Source organism: Bifidobacterium hominis, from assembly GCF_040095915.1.
Classification (GTDB): Bacteria; Actinomycetota; Actinomycetes; order Actinomycetales; family Bifidobacteriaceae; genus Bifidobacterium; species Bifidobacterium hominis.
In genome coordinates, this window is sequence record NZ_JBBMFR010000003.1 from 36,606 (window position 1) to 52,375 (window position 15,770).

Sequence of the window (15,770 nt, forward strand, 5' to 3'; positions counted from 1 at the left end):
TTAGAAGTTGGCAGACGAAAACAACAGCAACGAAGACGGCCAGTTCGTGCCTGACGGCTCCATGGAGCCGTTGAGCCCGCAGGAGGCCGACAACACCGATTACGGCCTGATGGTGGGCGAACGTATCCAGAAGAAGGATCTGCAGCAGGAAATGCGCGATTCCTACCTGGCATACGCCATGTCCGTGATCGTGGACCGTGCGCTCCCGGACGTGCGCGACGGCATGAAGCCTGTGCATCGCCGTGTGATCTACGCGATGTACGACGGCGGCTACCGTCCCGACCGCGGTTACTCCAAGTGCGCCCGCGTGGTCGGCGAGGTCATGGGTAAGTACCATCCGCACGGCGATTCCGCGATCTACGACACGTTGGTGCGTATGGCACAGTCGTGGTCGATGCGTTACACGCTGGTCGACGGCCAAGGCAACTTCGGCTCCCCCGGCGACGATCCAGCCGCAGCAATGCGTTACACCGAATGCCGTATGGCTCCGCTCGCCATGGAAATGGTGCGCGACATCGACAAAGACACCGTCGATTTCCTGCCGAACTACGATGGCAAGACACAGGAGCCGACCGTGCTTCCGGCACGATTCCCGAACCTGTTGTGCAATGGTTCGTCTGGCATTGCCGTGGGTATGGCCACCAACATTCCTCCGCACAACATGCGCGAAGTGGCCGAAGGTGTGCATTGGGCGCTTGACCACCCGGACGCAAGCCGCGAAGAGCTGCTCGAAAACCTGATCCGCATCATCAAAGGGCCGGACTTCCCTACTGGCGCAACGATTCTCGGACACAAGGGCATCGAACAGGCCTACCGTACCGGCCGTGGTTTGATCACCATGCGCGCGGTGGTGAACACCGAAGAGATCAAGGGCCGTATGTGCCTCGTGATCACCGAACTGCCGTATCAGGTGAACCCGGACCGACTGGTCGTTTCCATCCGCGAAGCGGTGCGTGACGGCAAGATCCAAGGCATCGCAGACATGCGTGACGAAACCTCCGGCCGTACCGGACAGCGTCTCGTGCTCGTGCTCAAGCGCGATGCCGTGCCGAAGGTTGTGCTCAACAACCTGTACAAGCATTCCCAGCTGCAACAGACCTTCGGCGCCAACATGCTGGCATTGGTCGATGGCGTGCCACGCACGCTGTCTCTGGACGCGTTCATCCGCCATTGGGTGGGCCACCAGCTGGAAGTCATCGCACGCCGTACCGCCTACCTCAAGCGTGAGGCAGAAGAGCGCGACCATATTCTGCAGGGCTATCTGAAGGCCCTCGATATGATCGACGAGGTCATCGCGCTTATTCGTGCGTCCGAATCCGCGGAAGTCGCACGTACGGGCCTTATGGACCTGCTGGACGTGGACGAAGTGCAGGCCGACGCCATTCTGGCCATGCAGCTGCGCCGACTGGCTGCATTGGAACGCCAGAAGATTCTTGACGAACACAACGAGCTGATGCGTCGTATCGCCGACTACAACGACATTCTTGCCAAGCCGGAGCGTCAACGCAAAATCGTGGGCGACGAGCTTGACGAAATCGTGTCCAAGTATGGCGACGAACGTCGGACCAAGATCCTGCCGTACTCCGGTGAAATGAACGTCGAAGATCTGATTGCGGAAGAAAACGTGGTCGTGACCGTCACCCACTCCGGTTTCATCAAGCGCACCAAGGCCGACGAATACCGTGCGCAGCACCGTGGTGGCAAGGGCATCAAGGGAGCCAAGCTGCGTGAGGACGACGTGGTCGACCACTTCTTCCTGACAAGCACTCACAACTGGCTGCTGTTCTTCACCAACAAGGGACGCGTGTACCGTTTGAAGGCTTACGAGCTGCCGGAGGGATCGCGCGATTCCAAGGGACAGCATGTGGCCAACCTGCTGCAGTTCGGCCCTGACGAGACGATCCAGACCGTGCTGTCGATTCCGAACTACGAAGTGGCCAAGTACTTGGTGCTCGCCACTCGTTCCGGCAAGGTCAAGAAGACCGCGCTCGCCGAATACGATTCTCCGCGTCAGGGCGGCCTGATCGCAGTGCGTCTCATGGCCGACGAAAACGGCGAGAACGCCGACGAGCTGATCGGTGCCGCACTGTGCAATGCTGAGGATGACATCATTCTCGTGTCGAAGCTGGGCATGAGCCTGAAGTTCCAGGCCAACGACGAGCAACTACGCCCGATGGGACGCCAGACTGCCGGCGTGCAGGGTATGAAGTTCCGCGAAGGCGACGAACTGCTGGCCATGGACGTGGTCTGGGGCGATTCCGACAAGGATCTGTTCGTGGTCACCAACGAAGGCTTCGCCAAGCGTACCGCCATCAGCGAATACCGCCTGCAGGGCCGTAATGGCTTTGGTGTCAAGGCCGTGCAGCTCGCCGAAGGCCGTGGTTCCCTCGTGGGCGCGGTGATCGTTGAGGAAGATGACCAGATCATGGCCATCATGAAGTCCGGCAAGGTCATCCGTTCCAACGTCGACGAGGTCAAGCGCACTGGACGTACCACCCAGGGCGTGACGTTCGCCAAGCCTGACAAGAACGACGAGATCATCTCCATCGCGCGTAACGAGGAAAAGGACGATGATGAATCCGCGGAAAACGCTAAAAATGCAACCGTGGACGCAACTGTGAACGAGGGTACTGCACAATCGTCTGAATCTGCAGTTGAAGCCCCTGCTGAAACCAACGCCGAATCCGGCGATGGCGAGAATGTAGAGGCCTGATCGAAGCACGGACAATCGTCTGTGAAAACTGGTAGCCTCAGCTAAGAACTGGGCACAATCTTGCAAGGAGCAACGATGAGCGAGAACAACGAAGGACAGCAAATGCCGGAGGATGGGCATGCACCGCGCGTGGCACGTTCCGCTTCCAGCCAGCCGCTGATTGGTGAGGATCAGGTTCAGGCACATGAGGGTGTCTCCTCCCCCGCTTCCGGCGGCGTGAAGGTTCGTGAGAAGCGTCGTGGCGGTACTCCGCGCGCACGCCGTATGAGCCTGTCTCTGACGCGTATCGACGCATGGTCGGCCGCTAAGGTGGCGTTCATGCTTTCCATCGCGGGAGGAATTATTCAGATCGTTGCGGCAGCTATTCTGTGGGGCATGCTGAACGTGGTTGGCGTGTTCGACCAGGTTACGCAGATCGTGTCCTCCACGGGCTTGGATGCCGGCGGATTTGATTTGACGAACGTGTTCTCGCTGAGCACCGTTCTGAGTGCCGTCACCATCTTCTCCATTGTGGAAGTGGTGCTGATCACCGTGCTCGTGGTGATTCTCACGCTGCTGTACAACGTGGTGAGCACCCTCGTCGGCGGCATCCACGTCACGCTTGGCGACGATTAATAGCTCTGCGGGCTGTTAACAGCAGCGAGCGGCGATAGTGAGTTCAAGCGCAACAAGGCGGTCTGTATCGTGATTCCAATCACGGCACAGACCGCCTTCGTATTTGCCAAAACAGTCTCTCTTGCGTCTCTCCCCTGCCCATATCTGCCCTATCTATGGCAGATTTCGTCCTCTGACCGGTGACATCTCGCTTATATATGGCAGATCAACTTGCGAAAAAGCCAGTTCGGGGGTATGTTTTGGGTCGTTTTGCCTACCAAGGCTGCCATATATAGGCGAAATATCACCGTACGAACTCTCAAATCTGCCATATATAAGCGAGATAGCGGAGCTGTATGAGAGGAAGTTGCGGTGATAGCTAAAACTATCATGTTTTTTGAGTGGTTGTTTCAGATATGATTGAAACTAGATTGGGTGCGCTGAAATACGTGTTGAAATACTAAAAGAGGGTCTGCCTGGAATAAACCAGACAGACCCTCAATTTCTTCCCGATAATCAGCCGTATTGGCTAAATCGACTAGATCACAGCACGCCCTGGGCGACCATCGCGTTGGCGACCTTGACGAAGCCGGCCGCGTTGGCGCCGAGCATCAGATCACCCTCGTGGCCGTATTCCTTGGCGGCTTCCAGGGAGTTGGCAACAATGTTCTCCATGATGGACTTGAGCTTGCCGTCAACCTCTTCGAAGGTCCAGGAAAGGCGGTAGGAGTTCTGGCTCATCTCAAGGCCGGAAACTGCCACGCCGCCCGCGTTCGCGGCCTTAGCGGGGCCGTAGAGCACGTTGTTGGACTGGTAGACGGCGATTGCCTCCGGAGTGGACGGCATGTTGGCGCCTTCGCACACCACGGTGCAGCCGTTGGCGATAAGGGCCTTGGCGGACTCCTCGTCGATCTCGTTCTGGGTGGCGCACGGCAGGGCGATGTCGCACGGAACGGTCCACACGCCCTTGCAGCCCTCGTGGTACTCGGAGCCCGGCACACGCTCTGCATATTCCTTGATGCGGCCGCGATGGCCCAGCTTGATGTCCTTGACCACGTCAAGCTGAATGCCGTTCGGATCGTAGATGTAGCCGTTGGAATCGGAGGCGGTCACAACCTTCGCGCCGAGGGCCTGAGCCTTCTCGGTGGCGAAGATGGCCACGTTGCCGGAGCCGGAAATGACCACGGTCTTGCCTTCGAAGGAGTCACTGCGCAGCACGCGCATTGCCTCGGCGGTGTAGTAGCACAGGCCGTAACCGGTGGCCTCAGTGCGAGCCAGAGAACCGCCAAATTCGAGGCCCTTGCCGGTGAGCACGCCGGAATACTCGTCACGAATGCGCTTGTACTGGCCGAACAGGTAGCCGATCTCGCGGCCGCCCACGTTGATGTCGCCGGCCGGAACGTCGGTGAACTGGCCGATATGACGGCACAGTTCCGTCATGAAGGCCTGACAGAAACGCATGACTTCGGCGTCGGACTTGCCCTTCGGGTCGAAGTCGGAGCCGCCCTTGCCGCCGCCCATCGGCAGGCTGGTCAGGGAGTTCTTCAGAATCTGCTCGAAGCCGAGGAACTTGATGACGCCCTCGTTCACGCTCGGGTGGAAGCGCAGGCCGCCCTTGTACGGGCCGATTGCGGAGTTGAACTGGATGCGGTAACCGCGGTTGACCTGCACCTTACCCTCATCGTCGGTCCATGCGACGCGGAACTTCACCACACGTTCCGGCTCGACGATGCGTTCGAGCACGCCCGCCTTCTCATATTCCGGATGCTTCGCGACCACCGGTTCGAGGCTTTCGAAAACCTCGCGAACGGCCTGCAGGAATTCCGGCTGGTCGCCGTCGCGCTTTTCCACCTGCGCGTACACGCGCTTGACGTACTCATCAGTGAGCATATTCTTCCCCTTCGGGATAGTTAGGTTATCAATAGACGGCCTCATTCTATGTGCACGAATATGGGCAGCACAAGACCTTGTTCAGGATTTGGAGACGCTTTTGGCGAGCGTTGGTTCCGGACTTGCCTCTTTTTACGGATTGCCATGCCTTGTGTTGACTATAGGATGGAAATGCGGAAAACGTGGGAGAGAGTACGTCCGTAACAGCATCTCGTAATCTCACATACTGGGAGAATCATCATGATTGAAGGATTCAAGAAATTCATTGCACGCGGCAACATGATCGACATGGCGGTCGGTGTCGTCATGGGCGGTGCCGTCACCACGGTGGTTAATTCGATCGTCAACAACGTGATTAATCCGTTCATCGCCATGATTTTCGGCAAACCGAATATGGGTGGTCTGCTGGCAATTACATTCAATAATGCGACGGTTTCGTTTGGCGCGGTACTTGGCGCGATATTGAATTTCCTGATTATCGCGGCGGCCGTGTATTTCTGCATTCTCGTGCCGATCAACAAATTCCGTGATGTGACCGAGGCGTTGCTCGCCAAAACCAAGCTTTCGGAAGAACGGAGCAAAGCCGAGGAGGAAGCCGCCAAAGAGCCGGAAATCTCCACCGAAGAGCAAACGATCCTGCTGTTGCAGCAAATCCGCGACGAACTTGCCAAGCAGAATGCACAGGATGCACAGAACGTGCCGAACGATTCTGGCACGGTTGCCGGCGCGGACGTAGTGCGGTAGTCATCGTCAGCAATCGTAAGTATCGTCAGCAATCGTAATAATCAATAATCCGAGGCCGTTTCAAGCGGTGACGCAAGTCCCGTCTGAGACGGCTTTTTGCAATGGTCTTTCAGCGGGGTAATTCTTCCATGCGCTGGAATAATACGGACTCTGGAAGGTGCCTCAACGGGTCATTTGTTCCAGTGACTGGGGGAATCTGGACTGTGGGATGTCTGGTTGCGTCTAGTTTTCTCCAGTGACTGGAGGAATTGGGATGCGGGTTTGGATTTTGGATTTTGGATTTGGGTATGAAAAAAGGGTTTCCGGAAATCACCGGAAACCCTGCCTGTGGAGCTAAGGGGATTCGAACCCCTGACCCTCTCCATGCCATGGAGATGCGCTACCAGCTGCGCCATAGCCCCGTGGAGCTAGCCGGGTTCGAACCGGCGACCCTCTGCTTGCAAAGCAGATGCGCTACCAGCTGCGCTATAGCCCCATAGTTGAAAAAAAGCGGCCGCGCCGCTCTTAATCACTGTGGGCCCGGGAGGACTTGAACCTCCGACCTCATCCTTATCAGGGATGCGCTCTAACCACCTGAGCTACGGGCCCGTTTCTGCTGCACTGTTAAGCACAACGAATTGAAATAATACGTGATAATCAGCGAAAGTCAAAATCCGGTGCGTCTTCGGCGTGTCGTGACATAATGCAGACATGCCGAACAATCATCGTAGCCAGCGTAACAACAGTGGGAGAGCCAGTAGGGGAGCGCGCAATCGTAATCGCACGCTATCCGAAGAAACCACGCAAATCGCTGGAATGACGGTGATCATCATGCGCAAGTTCATCAAAAACATGTATTTGCGCATCAAACCGCCGAACGCGCAAATCGTCATCTCCGCACCTTCTTGCATGTCACAAGCGGCAATCGCACGATTCGTGACGGAACGCAAACCGTGGATCGAACGTGCGCGACGCACCATGCTGCAAGCCAAGGATGAACAGATCCGTCAAAGCGATTTCAATGGTTTGGACGGTGTGAATGGTTCGAATGGTCCGGAAAATCTGAATGGCCTGGAAAATTCGGGCGACGTGGGCGATCGAAACAATCCAGGCGATCCCAATAGCTTGAATAATCCGCGCGCTTTCGTGTGGAGCGACGCGGCGAAGGAACGGGCCGTACAGGCCATCAATGCGCAACTGCCGGCTCTGCTTGCGAAATGGTCGCCGATTATCGGTCGCGAGCCAACGCATGTCACACTGCGCATCATGACGTCGAGGTGGGGATCGTGCACGCCGAAAACCGGCCGCATCCGACTCAACCTGCAACTCGGTCTTATGGACCCCAGATTCCTGGAATACGTGCTTGTGCATGAAATGACGCACCTGTGGGAAAACGGGCACGGAGAGGGCTTTCAGCGGCGTATGAGCGCATATTTGCCGCAATGGAGGCAATTGCGGCGGGAGCTGAACCGTCATGTTGTGTTGTGACGCTTGCGATGCTGTTGCGTTTGCCGTCACGCTGCCATGCTGCGATGAGCTTGCGTAGGGCGATGTTGTTGCGTTGCCTGTGATGTTGAAATACTTGCGATATCGCGCCGTTGCCGTCACATTGCGCAGATTGCCATGACTTGCCACGGCTTGCGAATGTTTGATAACGACGTATAGGTGATTCGTATAGCTTTTTGTGTCCATAAGATGTTCAAAATGCTGAACATCCGCGATTTGCAAGCCTACAATCATGTCAGCTGAAACGTTTGCATGCGAACAGTCATGCAGAAAGATCGAACAAGTGAGGAAGGGACCGGCCATGGCTGTATTGAGAAAAGTCGGCATTATCGGAATCGGACACGTGGGTGCGCATGTTGCAAATGCCGTGCTTTCCGCAGGACTGGCCGAAGAACTGAAACTGTGCGACATCAACGATCAAAAGGTAGTCAGCGAATGTCAGGATTTAAGCGATGCGTTGAGTTTCTACCCGCATAATTGCGTGATCGGCAACTACGGCACGCAATACGAGCAGCTAGCCGACTGCGACGTGGTAATCAACGCTGCCGGCGACGTGAAAACCAGTGCCAAAAATCGTGACGGCGAACTGTTCGTCACCACCGACATTGCACGCACCTGGATCTCCCGACTGTTCAACGCAGGCTTCCACGGTGTGATCATCACCATCTCAAATCCGTGCGATGTGGTCGCAACCGCAATCTGGCACATCACCGGCTATGATCCGCGCAAAATCATCGGCACCGGAACCGCGTTGGATTCCGCACGACTGCGCAACGCCATTGCGAAACGCGTCAACGTGGACCAGAAATCAATCTGCGCATACATGCTGGGGGAGCATGGCAATTCGCAGTTCGCCTACTGGTCGAACGTGAACATCGCAGGCAAGCCGCTCACTCAACTCGCGCAAGACAATCCGCAACGATTCACTCTTGACGAGGAGGAAACTGAGCAGGACGCCTGCCGAGGCGGATACCGCGTGTATGCCGGCAAAGAGTGCACGGAATACGCCATTGCAGCCACCGCGGCACGCCTTACGCAAGCCGTGCTCTGCGACGAACACTATGCGACCGCCTGCTCCACGCTGCTTACCGGCGAACAAGGCGAAAGCGGCAATTATGCCAGCCTGCCGTGCATCATCGGCGCGAACGGCGTCGAAGAAGTACTCAATCCCACACTCACCGAAAGCGAACAGGCCAAATTCCACGCGTCCTGCGAGCATATCCGCGCCAATATCGCGCAACTTGCATGGTGGGACGACGAATGTCATTCCACACTGCGTAGCTGAATCTGTGATTAAATCTGCGGCTGAATCTGTAGTAAATCGACAGATTTAATAACGTGACAAACGTAATAGACAGACTTGCGATTACTGATGTTGATATTGAACATATGAAAAATCAGCATTCACATAATCGCAAGCCTGTTTTTATTTCGATTTATCTCAATTTATTTCGATTAATTTCAGATTATTTTGCAGTCTTTGCGGATTTCGCAGTATCGTCATCAACCGTATGCTTGCGAATTTCCAGCATTTCGATACGACGGCCGTCCACTTGCGTGACAGTCATGTCGTAACCGTCGTCGGAAGACAGCACATCGCCGACTTCGCCCATCTTGCCAGTGTGCGCCAGAAAATAGCCGGCAACCGTCTCGTACGGGCCGTCCTCAAGCTCGATACCGGTCAAATCAGCGAAATCCTCAATCGTCATACCACCTTCGATAGTGGCGACGCCATTGACGAACGCAGTACGTTCCGTGCGTTCGCCGCCTTTCTCCTCCGGCAGATCGTATTCGTCGCGAATATCGCCGACCAGCTCCTCCGTCATATCCTCCAACGTGACGATGCCGTCGGTACCGCCATATTCGTCGATGACCACCGCCAGATGAATGCCGCGCTTTCGTAGCAATTCAAGGCTTGGCAGCAGCTTCGACGTGCCCGGCAGCGAAATGCCCTCGCGCGTCACGTCGGCAACCGTCCGTGCTTTGGGGTCGCGGATGTCAAGCAGATCGCGCACGTGCACAAAGCCGAGCACATCGTCGAAATCCTTGCCGGTCACCGGATAACGAGAGTATGGCATTCCGCGTACGTACGCGGCCGCCTCCTCGATTGGCATGGCACCATCCAGAAACACCACGTCGGCGCGCGGGCGCATCACTTCCGCCACAATCGTTTCGGACGCGTCGAACACGTCGTCGAGGATCGTGCGTTCGTCTTTGCTCAAGTTCGTATTGGTGTTGACGAGTACGCGCAGCTCCTCGTCGGACACTTCGCTGTCGGTCTCGTTCGGATCAAAACCAAGCATGCGCACAATAATGTTCGTATTCTTGCCGATCAGCCAAATAATCGGCTTGCACACCTTCGCAAACACGTGAATCGCGGGCACCACGGCACGCGCGATCTGCTCGTTGCGCTGCATGGCGATACGCTTCGGCACCAACTCCGAAATCACAATCGAACAGTATGAAATGATCAACGTCAGCACAATGGTTGTTAGGGGAGCGGCCACGCTCGTCGGCACGCCCCAACTTTCGACGATCGGCACAATGTATGGCGAAATCGACGATTCGCCGAACGATGCGGAAAGAAAACCGCTCAACGTCACGCCGATCTGCACGGTCGACAGAAACGTGTTCGGATCGCGTGCGATTTGTGCGACGCGCTTGCCGCGGGCATCCTCCTGTTCCATTTGGTCGATCTGCGATCCGCGCAGACTGACCAACGCCAGTTCGGTGCCGGCGAACACGGAACCGAGCAGCAGGAAGATGAAGATCAGGAGGATATTCAAACCGAGTGACATGGTTCCAATCTAAAGCAACGGCATGTCAAAACAGCGCGACGCAACGGACTTGGAAGCTGTCTTTTCCGGAAAAACGTCAGAAGCTCAATACTCCGACTTTTCCGGTGTCGAGCTGGTAGCGTGCTCCGGTGATCATCAGCCGGTCCTTGTCGGTATTCGGTTGCTCCTAGTCCAGTGGGGCAACATGACGTCGATATGATGTTGATATGGAGATTATGTATGTGTAAACTTTTAATTTCCCCTAGAAAATGTAGCTTAAGCTGGTGATTATCCCCTAGAAAATGGTATTTTTGTTTAAAACGACTATTCCTGTCAATTCGCCATTCCGACAGCAAATGGTGTATTGGGAAAGTTGATCGAGCGAGGTGCATCTATGAAACGTTGGATGATGAAACGGCTTATCGCATGGAAGAACGATGCGCATCGCAAGCCTTTGATTCTGGACGGTGCCCGACAGACCGGTAAGAGCTGGTTGGTTAAAGAGCTCGGACGCACTCAGTTTGAATCGATGGCGTATGTCTCACTGGAGAACAATGAGGCTATGGATCAACTTTTTTCCGGTTCTCTGCGTCCTGAACGGTTGATTGCAGGTATCGCTTTGGCTTCGCGAACGCGCATTGAACCCGGGAAGACTTTGATTGTGCTTGATGAGGTGCAGGCGATTCCCAGAGCCGTCGAGGCGTTGAAATATTTCGCAGAGGAAGCTTGCGAATACGCGCTGATCGCAACCGGATCATCGTTGGGCATCACCGTGCATCCAGGCACTTCCTATCCCGTGGGGAAGGTGGATCGCTACCGTCTATATCCGATGAATTTTCTGGAATTTCTGGACGCCGTTGGCTGCCATAATCTTACGGAAATCATCGAAAACGCGGATCTGGACATGATGTCGGTATTCCACGAGCAGCTCATGGAATGGCTGAAATACTACATGGTGGTAGGTGGCATGCCGGAAGCCGTCGAGATTTTCGCCGATACATATCCTGGTGCTGATTTCAATCGGATAATGCAGGTGCAGGAAGACATCCTGCAGGGCTATCGCGGTGATTTTTCGAAGTATGCCGATGCGATGCCGAGGGGATTTTCCTTGCGCCTTGCACAGGTTTGGGATTCAATTCCCTCCCAGCTTGCGCGTGAGAATAAGAAGTTTCTTTATGGTGCGGTGCGTTCCGGTGGACGTGGCAAAGATTTTGAATTAGCGATTCAGCGGTTGCTTGATTCATCGATCGCATTGAAGGTCGCGCGGGTCACCGCTCCGGAATATCCGCTCAAATCATTCGATGATGTCGATGCGTTCAAGCTTTATACGTCCGATGTCGGTTTGTTGCGTACCATGAATGGCGCGAGTCCGGAGAGTATTTTGGATGGCGATTCGGTATTTGGTTCAGCGAAAGGCGCTTTTGCCGAGCAATTGGTATGTCAGGAACTTGTTTCGTATGGATTTGAGCCCCGCTATTGGACGAATGCCAATTCGACGAACGAACTTGATTTTCTTGCGCAGAACGATCGGTATGTTATACCGATTGAAGTGAAGGCCGGCATCAATCTTCACGCGAAAAGTCTGAAGGCCGCCATCAAACGATTCGGCTTTGAGCATGCTGTGCGGTTCTCGCCGTTGCCTCCACGCAAGGATGGTGACATACAGGATCTACCGTTGTATGCGGTGGCTGTGCTTGCACGTACAACGGCAGATCGACGTCTGTCATGAATCGTATAGAAAATCAGAAGCTCAATACTTCGACTTTTCCGGTGTCGAGCTGGTAGCGTGCTCCGGTGATCATCAGCCGATCCTCCGCCAGCGCGCGCTGAATCACCTCGGACTGCTCCACCAGTTGCTCGATGGTGCGTGCGATGTGCACGCGCTCGAAATCCTCCGTCGATTCCAGCTCCGACTCGTGCGCCTGCCAAATCGAAAAACCGACGGTGCGCAGCATCAGCGATTTCGCGTTCAGAATACGTTCGTCAAGGTCGGCAACGCTGTCAGCGGCCATCAGCGAATCCTCCGCGTCGGCGGTCAACTCGTGCAACAACGCCTCGTATTCCTTGCATGCCTGCTTGATCGCGCCGCAATTCTGATGGCCGAGCACCACCAAAAGGCGCACGCCGAGCACATCCACCGCGTATTCCAAAGAGGCGATCACGGCATCGTCTATGACCTGCCCTGCCGTGCGCGCGGTGAACAGATCGCCGATGCCTGCGTCGAAAATAATATCGGGGCTGACACGTGCATCAGAGCAGCTCAATACCGCCGCATCCGGCTCATGCGTGTCGATAACCGCCTTGCGTGCTTCCGCACTGCGGTTCGGATGTTCCAGCTTGCCTTCCGTGAATCTACGGTTGCCCGCCAACATGCGGCTCCACACGCCGTTCGCCGTGCCCTCCACGTCGTTCTGGTTCACAAATGTTTCGTCCGTCATTGATTCCACCTCTTTGTCATTTCATCACAGGCTATGGTTCATCATAAACGGTGTTTCTGAAGTTGTTTCGATTGAATCGCCATCTAAGGCAGGGGCTGAGGACGTTTTCTTGGGGATAATCACGCAGCTATTCCTTGGCTCTGACGGTATCGTGCCGGACTCATCCAACCGAGCGACTGCCCCGGATTCTAAATAGACGTGCAACGCCTTGTCTAGGTTTGGAAGTGTTCAGTTTCTAATTTAAGAAGGCGTTGCGCTTACAAGTTGAATCCGGGAACGCGAGCGGGGAGGCCCGCGCCGTTTATTGGCACGGAACCTCCCCGCTCGCTTTTGTCAGGCGGTCAGCCGAAAATCAGCCGGTGTTCTGCAGGCCTGCTGCGACACCCGACACGGTGCACAGGATCAGGTAGGTGTAGTTCTCCTTCTGTCCGTGCGTGAGCTCTTCCTTGTCCACGCGCTTGCGTAGCGAGCCGAGGGCGAGCACCTGGGTGGCGGACAGCGCATCCACGTACGGCGAGCGGATGCGGATGGCCTGGCCGAGCACGTGGCGGTGCTGCAGAGGCCACTTGTCGCCTACGATCTCGAGCACCCACTTGCGGGTGAGCTCCATCTCGTCGAGGACCTTCTTGTTGAGGTCCTCACGGTCTCCGAGGGCAAGGTACATCTTGGCGATGCGCTCGTCAGTCTTGGCCAGCGACATTTCGATGTTGTCGATGAACGTGGAGAACAGAGGCCATTCCTCATACGCTTGACGCAAGGTGTTCAAATCGCCGAACTGTTCGCACGCGGTGCCCAGGCCGTACCATGCGGCCAGATTGATGCGTGCCTGCGCCCAGGAGAAGATCCACGGAATGGTACGCAGATCGTCGAGGGACTTGGCTCCAAGGCCACGTTTGGCCGGACGGGAGCCGATCGGCAGCAGGCCGATTTCGGTCAGCGGCGTGACGGTGGAGAACCACGGTGCGAAGCCGTCGGTGTTCAGCAGGTCGAGGAAGCGGTTATGCGCGGCCTCGTCGAGCTTGTTGGCCATGTCGGCGTACTTGGCGGTCATGTCCGTATTGCGCTTCTCCACGCTTGGAGCGGACTGCAGCAGCGTTGCAGCCGCAACGGACTCGACGTGGCGGATGGCCAGTGCCGGGTTGCCGTAGCGTGCGAAGATGACCTCGCCCTGCTCAGTGAGCTTGAAGCGGCACTTTACGGAGCCGACCGGCTGTGCGAGTACGGCACGGTTAGCTGGGCCGCCGCCGCGGCCGACGGCACCACCGCGGCCATGGAACAGGGTCAGATCGATGTCATGCGATTCCGCCCACTTGGCGATGCGTTCCTGTGCGGAATGTAGGGCCAGGGTTGCGGAGGTCGGGCCAGCGTCCTTCGAGGAGTCGGAGTAGCCGAGCATGACTTCCATCTTGCCGCAGGTGGCCTTCAGACGAGCCTGGACCTCCGGAATCTTGATCATTTCCTCGAGTACGTCTACCGAGTTCTGCAGATCCTCAAGCTGTTCGAACAGCGGGATCACGTCGATGGTTGGAACATCCTTGGGATGGGAGAACGCCAGACGGTTCAGCTCGTACACGTCCCTGATGTTTTGGGCGCTCTTGGTGAAGGAGATGATGTAACGACGGGCGGCCTTGATGCCGTTGCGCTTCTGGATGGAACCAAGGGCGCGGAAGGTGTCGAGCACCTCGTGGGTCATCGGCTGCAGTTCGCCACGCTCACCGTGCAGACCATGTTCGCGGATATCCTCCAGCGCTCGGGAATGCACGACGGAGTGCTGGCGGAACTCCATCTCGACCATATGGAAGCCAAAGGTCTCTGCCTGCCAGATGAGGTCCTGCAGCGGGCCGTAGGCGGAACGTTTGGCGTTGGCTTCGGCGAGGGAGCGCTGCACGACCTTCAGGTCGGCGATGTAATCCTCGCAGGAGTGGTACATGAGATCAGCATCGCGGTCGATGGTGGCCTTCAGACGATCGGCCATGACCAGCATGACGGCACGGTGCAGCTCCTTGGTGGAGATCAGTGCGGCCTTGTCGGTCAGGCGCTCGCTCATTTCCTTCTGATGGTTCCACAGGCTCTTGAGCTCGGCACTCGGCGGAGTGGTCTCAGCTTCCATCGTCAGGTTCTTGCCAACGCGGCGGGTCTCGATTTGCAACGCGCCCAGCACGTGGTCGCTGAACTTGCGGGCCACCTGACGGCTCACCTTGGCGGTGACATTCGGGTTGCCGTCACGGTCGGAGCCGATCCAGCTTCCCGGGTGGAAGAACGCCGGGCATACCGGCGGCACGAGGCCAGCCTTATCTCCGAGGATCCAATCGTCGAAACGACGGTACACCTGTGGAATGGTATAGAACAACGTATTGTCGAAAATATCGAGAATGGTTTCAGATTCCTCAACCGGAGTCGGCTTCTTCAGTGCGATCGGAGAGGTGCGGAACAGCGCGTCAATCTCGTTGAAGAGTCGACGGGAGTTTTCCTTCTTGTCTGAACCGCCAAGCAGCTTGTGCGTTGCGAGCAGCTGGGAGATGCGACGGATTTTGCCTTCCACGGCTTTGCGGCGGGCTTCAGTCGGATGCGCGGTGAACACCGGATGGAACTCGAGCTGGTCGAGCAGTTCCTTGGCTTTGGCCGGACCCATTTCGTTAATGAGCTGGTGGTAGGCGCAGGTCATTTCGTTCACTGGGTCGACGGCTTGGGTGTCATCTACGGCGGCCTCACGGCTGTGCAGCACGGAGACACGGTAGTTCTCCTCGCATAGGTTGGCCAGATGGAAGTAGGTGGTGAAGGCGCGGGCCAGCAGTTGTGCCTCATGCACATCCGTTTTATCGATGATGTCGACGACCTTCTGCAGGTCATCCTGATTCGGATTCGTATCCGTCAGAATACCGGAGAAGCGTTCGGCGCTAGCGTTCAGTGCGTGTTCGCGCACTTCATCGAACTTGGCCAGCAGCTTTTCGTCGAATTCGCCGAGCACCTCGCGAAGAATCTGCAAACACAGATCCATTTCCTCTTTGAGGGAAGCGGGAAGATCGCGCTCCTCGGGGCCTTTGGTGCCGGTGCCGGACGAGACGATAGCTGCGTCGGCAGGCGTGATCTGTTCGTTTTCTATTGTCATCAGACCTCCTTCTCCAAACC

At 56.3% G+C, this 15,770-nt stretch carries 10 protein-coding genes and 3 tRNA genes; 6 read left to right on the forward strand and 7 right to left on the reverse strand.

The annotated features are described in order from the left end of the window. Positions 1-7 precede the first annotated feature (7 nt). Positions 8-2,713, forward strand: a complete 2,706-nt coding sequence (gyrA, locus tag WMO36_RS03020; RefSeq protein ID WP_099595725.1) for a DNA gyrase subunit A — start codon at positions 8-10, stop codon at positions 2,711-2,713. Between the two features lie 75 nt (positions 2,714-2,788). Further along, a complete protein-coding gene (locus tag WMO36_RS03025; protein WP_099571589.1) occupies positions 2,789-3,328 on the forward strand; it encodes a DUF3566 domain-containing protein in 540 nt (179 codons plus the stop codon). A gap of 522 nt (positions 3,329-3,850) precedes the next feature. On the opposite strand, the gene gdhA is transcribed toward WMO36_RS03025, so the two are convergent. Continuing rightward, complete coding sequence (gene gdhA, locus WMO36_RS03030; protein WP_349076731.1) at positions 3,851-5,197, reverse strand: NADP-specific glutamate dehydrogenase; 1,347 nt, start codon at positions 5,195-5,197, stop codon at positions 3,851-3,853. 240 nt (positions 5,198-5,437) lie between these two features. Here gdhA and WMO36_RS03035 point away from each other — a divergent pair, with 240 nt between their 5' ends. Further along, positions 5,438-5,941 carry an MscL family protein gene (locus WMO36_RS03035; RefSeq protein ID WP_349076733.1) on the forward strand — a complete coding sequence of 168 codons (504 nt, stop codon included), beginning with the start codon at positions 5,438-5,440 and terminating at the stop codon, positions 5,939-5,941. Positions 5,942-6,269: 328 nt separating this feature from the next. On the opposite strand, the gene WMO36_RS03040 is transcribed toward WMO36_RS03035, so the two are convergent. The 3 genes from WMO36_RS03040 to WMO36_RS03050 form a co-directional block, all read right to left on the reverse strand. Further along, positions 6,270-6,342 (reverse strand) — tRNA-Ala (locus WMO36_RS03040). A 1-nt stretch (position 6,343) separates the two neighbouring features. Then, positions 6,344-6,416 (reverse strand) — tRNA-Ala (locus tag WMO36_RS03045). A 39-nt stretch (positions 6,417-6,455) separates the two neighbouring features. Beyond that, positions 6,456-6,529 (reverse strand) — tRNA-Ile (locus tag WMO36_RS03050). 102 nt (positions 6,530-6,631) lie between these two features. On the opposite strand from WMO36_RS03050, the gene WMO36_RS03055 reads away from it, so the two are divergent. Both WMO36_RS03055 and WMO36_RS03060 read left to right on the forward strand, forming a co-directional pair. Next, the gene (locus tag WMO36_RS03055; RefSeq protein WP_435374485.1) at positions 6,632-7,408 is read left to right on the forward strand and encodes a YgjP family zinc-dependent metalloprotease; all 777 of its coding nucleotides are present in this window, start codon (positions 6,632-6,634) and stop codon (positions 7,406-7,408) included. Between the two features lie 319 nt (positions 7,409-7,727). Further along, positions 7,728-8,711, forward strand: coding sequence for an L-lactate dehydrogenase (locus WMO36_RS03060; RefSeq protein ID WP_099595720.1), 984 nt, complete (start codon positions 7,728-7,730; stop codon positions 8,709-8,711). Positions 8,712-8,892: 181 nt separating this feature from the next. Here WMO36_RS03060 and WMO36_RS03065 read toward each other — a convergent pair whose 3' ends face one another. Further along, entirely contained in the window at positions 8,893-10,224 is a 1,332-nt protein-coding gene (locus WMO36_RS03065) for a hemolysin family protein (protein WP_099595719.1), read from the reverse strand. A gap of 373 nt (positions 10,225-10,597) precedes the next feature. On the opposite strand from WMO36_RS03065, the gene WMO36_RS03070 reads away from it, so the two are divergent. Continuing rightward, the gene (locus WMO36_RS03070; RefSeq protein WP_099595718.1) at positions 10,598-11,932 is read left to right on the forward strand and encodes an ATP-binding protein; all 1,335 of its coding nucleotides are present in this window, start codon (positions 10,598-10,600) and stop codon (positions 11,930-11,932) included. Positions 11,933-11,945: 13 nt separating this feature from the next. On the opposite strand, the gene WMO36_RS03075 is transcribed toward WMO36_RS03070, so the two are convergent. Further along, entirely contained in the window at positions 11,946-12,641 is a 696-nt protein-coding gene (locus WMO36_RS03075) for a carbonic anhydrase (RefSeq protein WP_349076736.1), read from the reverse strand. 352 nt (positions 12,642-12,993) lie between these two features. Next, a complete protein-coding gene (locus WMO36_RS03080) occupies positions 12,994-15,750 on the reverse strand; it encodes a phosphoenolpyruvate carboxylase (RefSeq protein WP_349076737.1) in 2,757 nt (918 codons plus the stop codon). Positions 15,751-15,770 lie beyond the last annotated feature (20 nt).

Excerpts from the sequence above, each read along its gene's own strand:
- WMO36_RS03055 (WP_435374485.1), top strand. The coding sequence starts at position 6,632 with ATGCCGAACAATCATCGTAGCCAGCGTAACAACAGTGGGAGAGCCAGT.
- WMO36_RS03080 (WP_349076737.1), bottom strand. The coding sequence starts at position 15,750 with ATGACAATAGAAAACGAACAGATCACGCCTGCCGACGCAGCTATCGTC.
- WMO36_RS03070 (WP_099595718.1), top strand. The coding sequence starts at position 10,598 with ATGAAACGTTGGATGATGAAACGGCTTATCGCATGGAAGAACGATGCG.
- WMO36_RS03060 (WP_099595720.1), top strand. The coding sequence starts at position 7,728 with ATGGCTGTATTGAGAAAAGTCGGCATTATCGGAATCGGACACGTGGGT.
- WMO36_RS03035 (WP_349076733.1), top strand. The coding sequence starts at position 5,438 with ATGATTGAAGGATTCAAGAAATTCATTGCACGCGGCAACATGATCGAC.
- WMO36_RS03075 (WP_349076736.1), bottom strand. The coding sequence starts at position 12,641 with ATGACGGACGAAACATTTGTGAACCAGAACGACGTGGAGGGCACGGCG.
- WMO36_RS03065 (WP_099595719.1), bottom strand. The coding sequence starts at position 10,224 with ATGTCACTCGGTTTGAATATCCTCCTGATCTTCATCTTCCTGCTGCTC.
- gdhA (WP_349076731.1), bottom strand. The coding sequence starts at position 5,197 with ATGCTCACTGATGAGTACGTCAAGCGCGTGTACGCGCAGGTGGAAAAG.
- WMO36_RS03025 (WP_099571589.1), top strand. The coding sequence starts at position 2,789 with ATGAGCGAGAACAACGAAGGACAGCAAATGCCGGAGGATGGGCATGCA.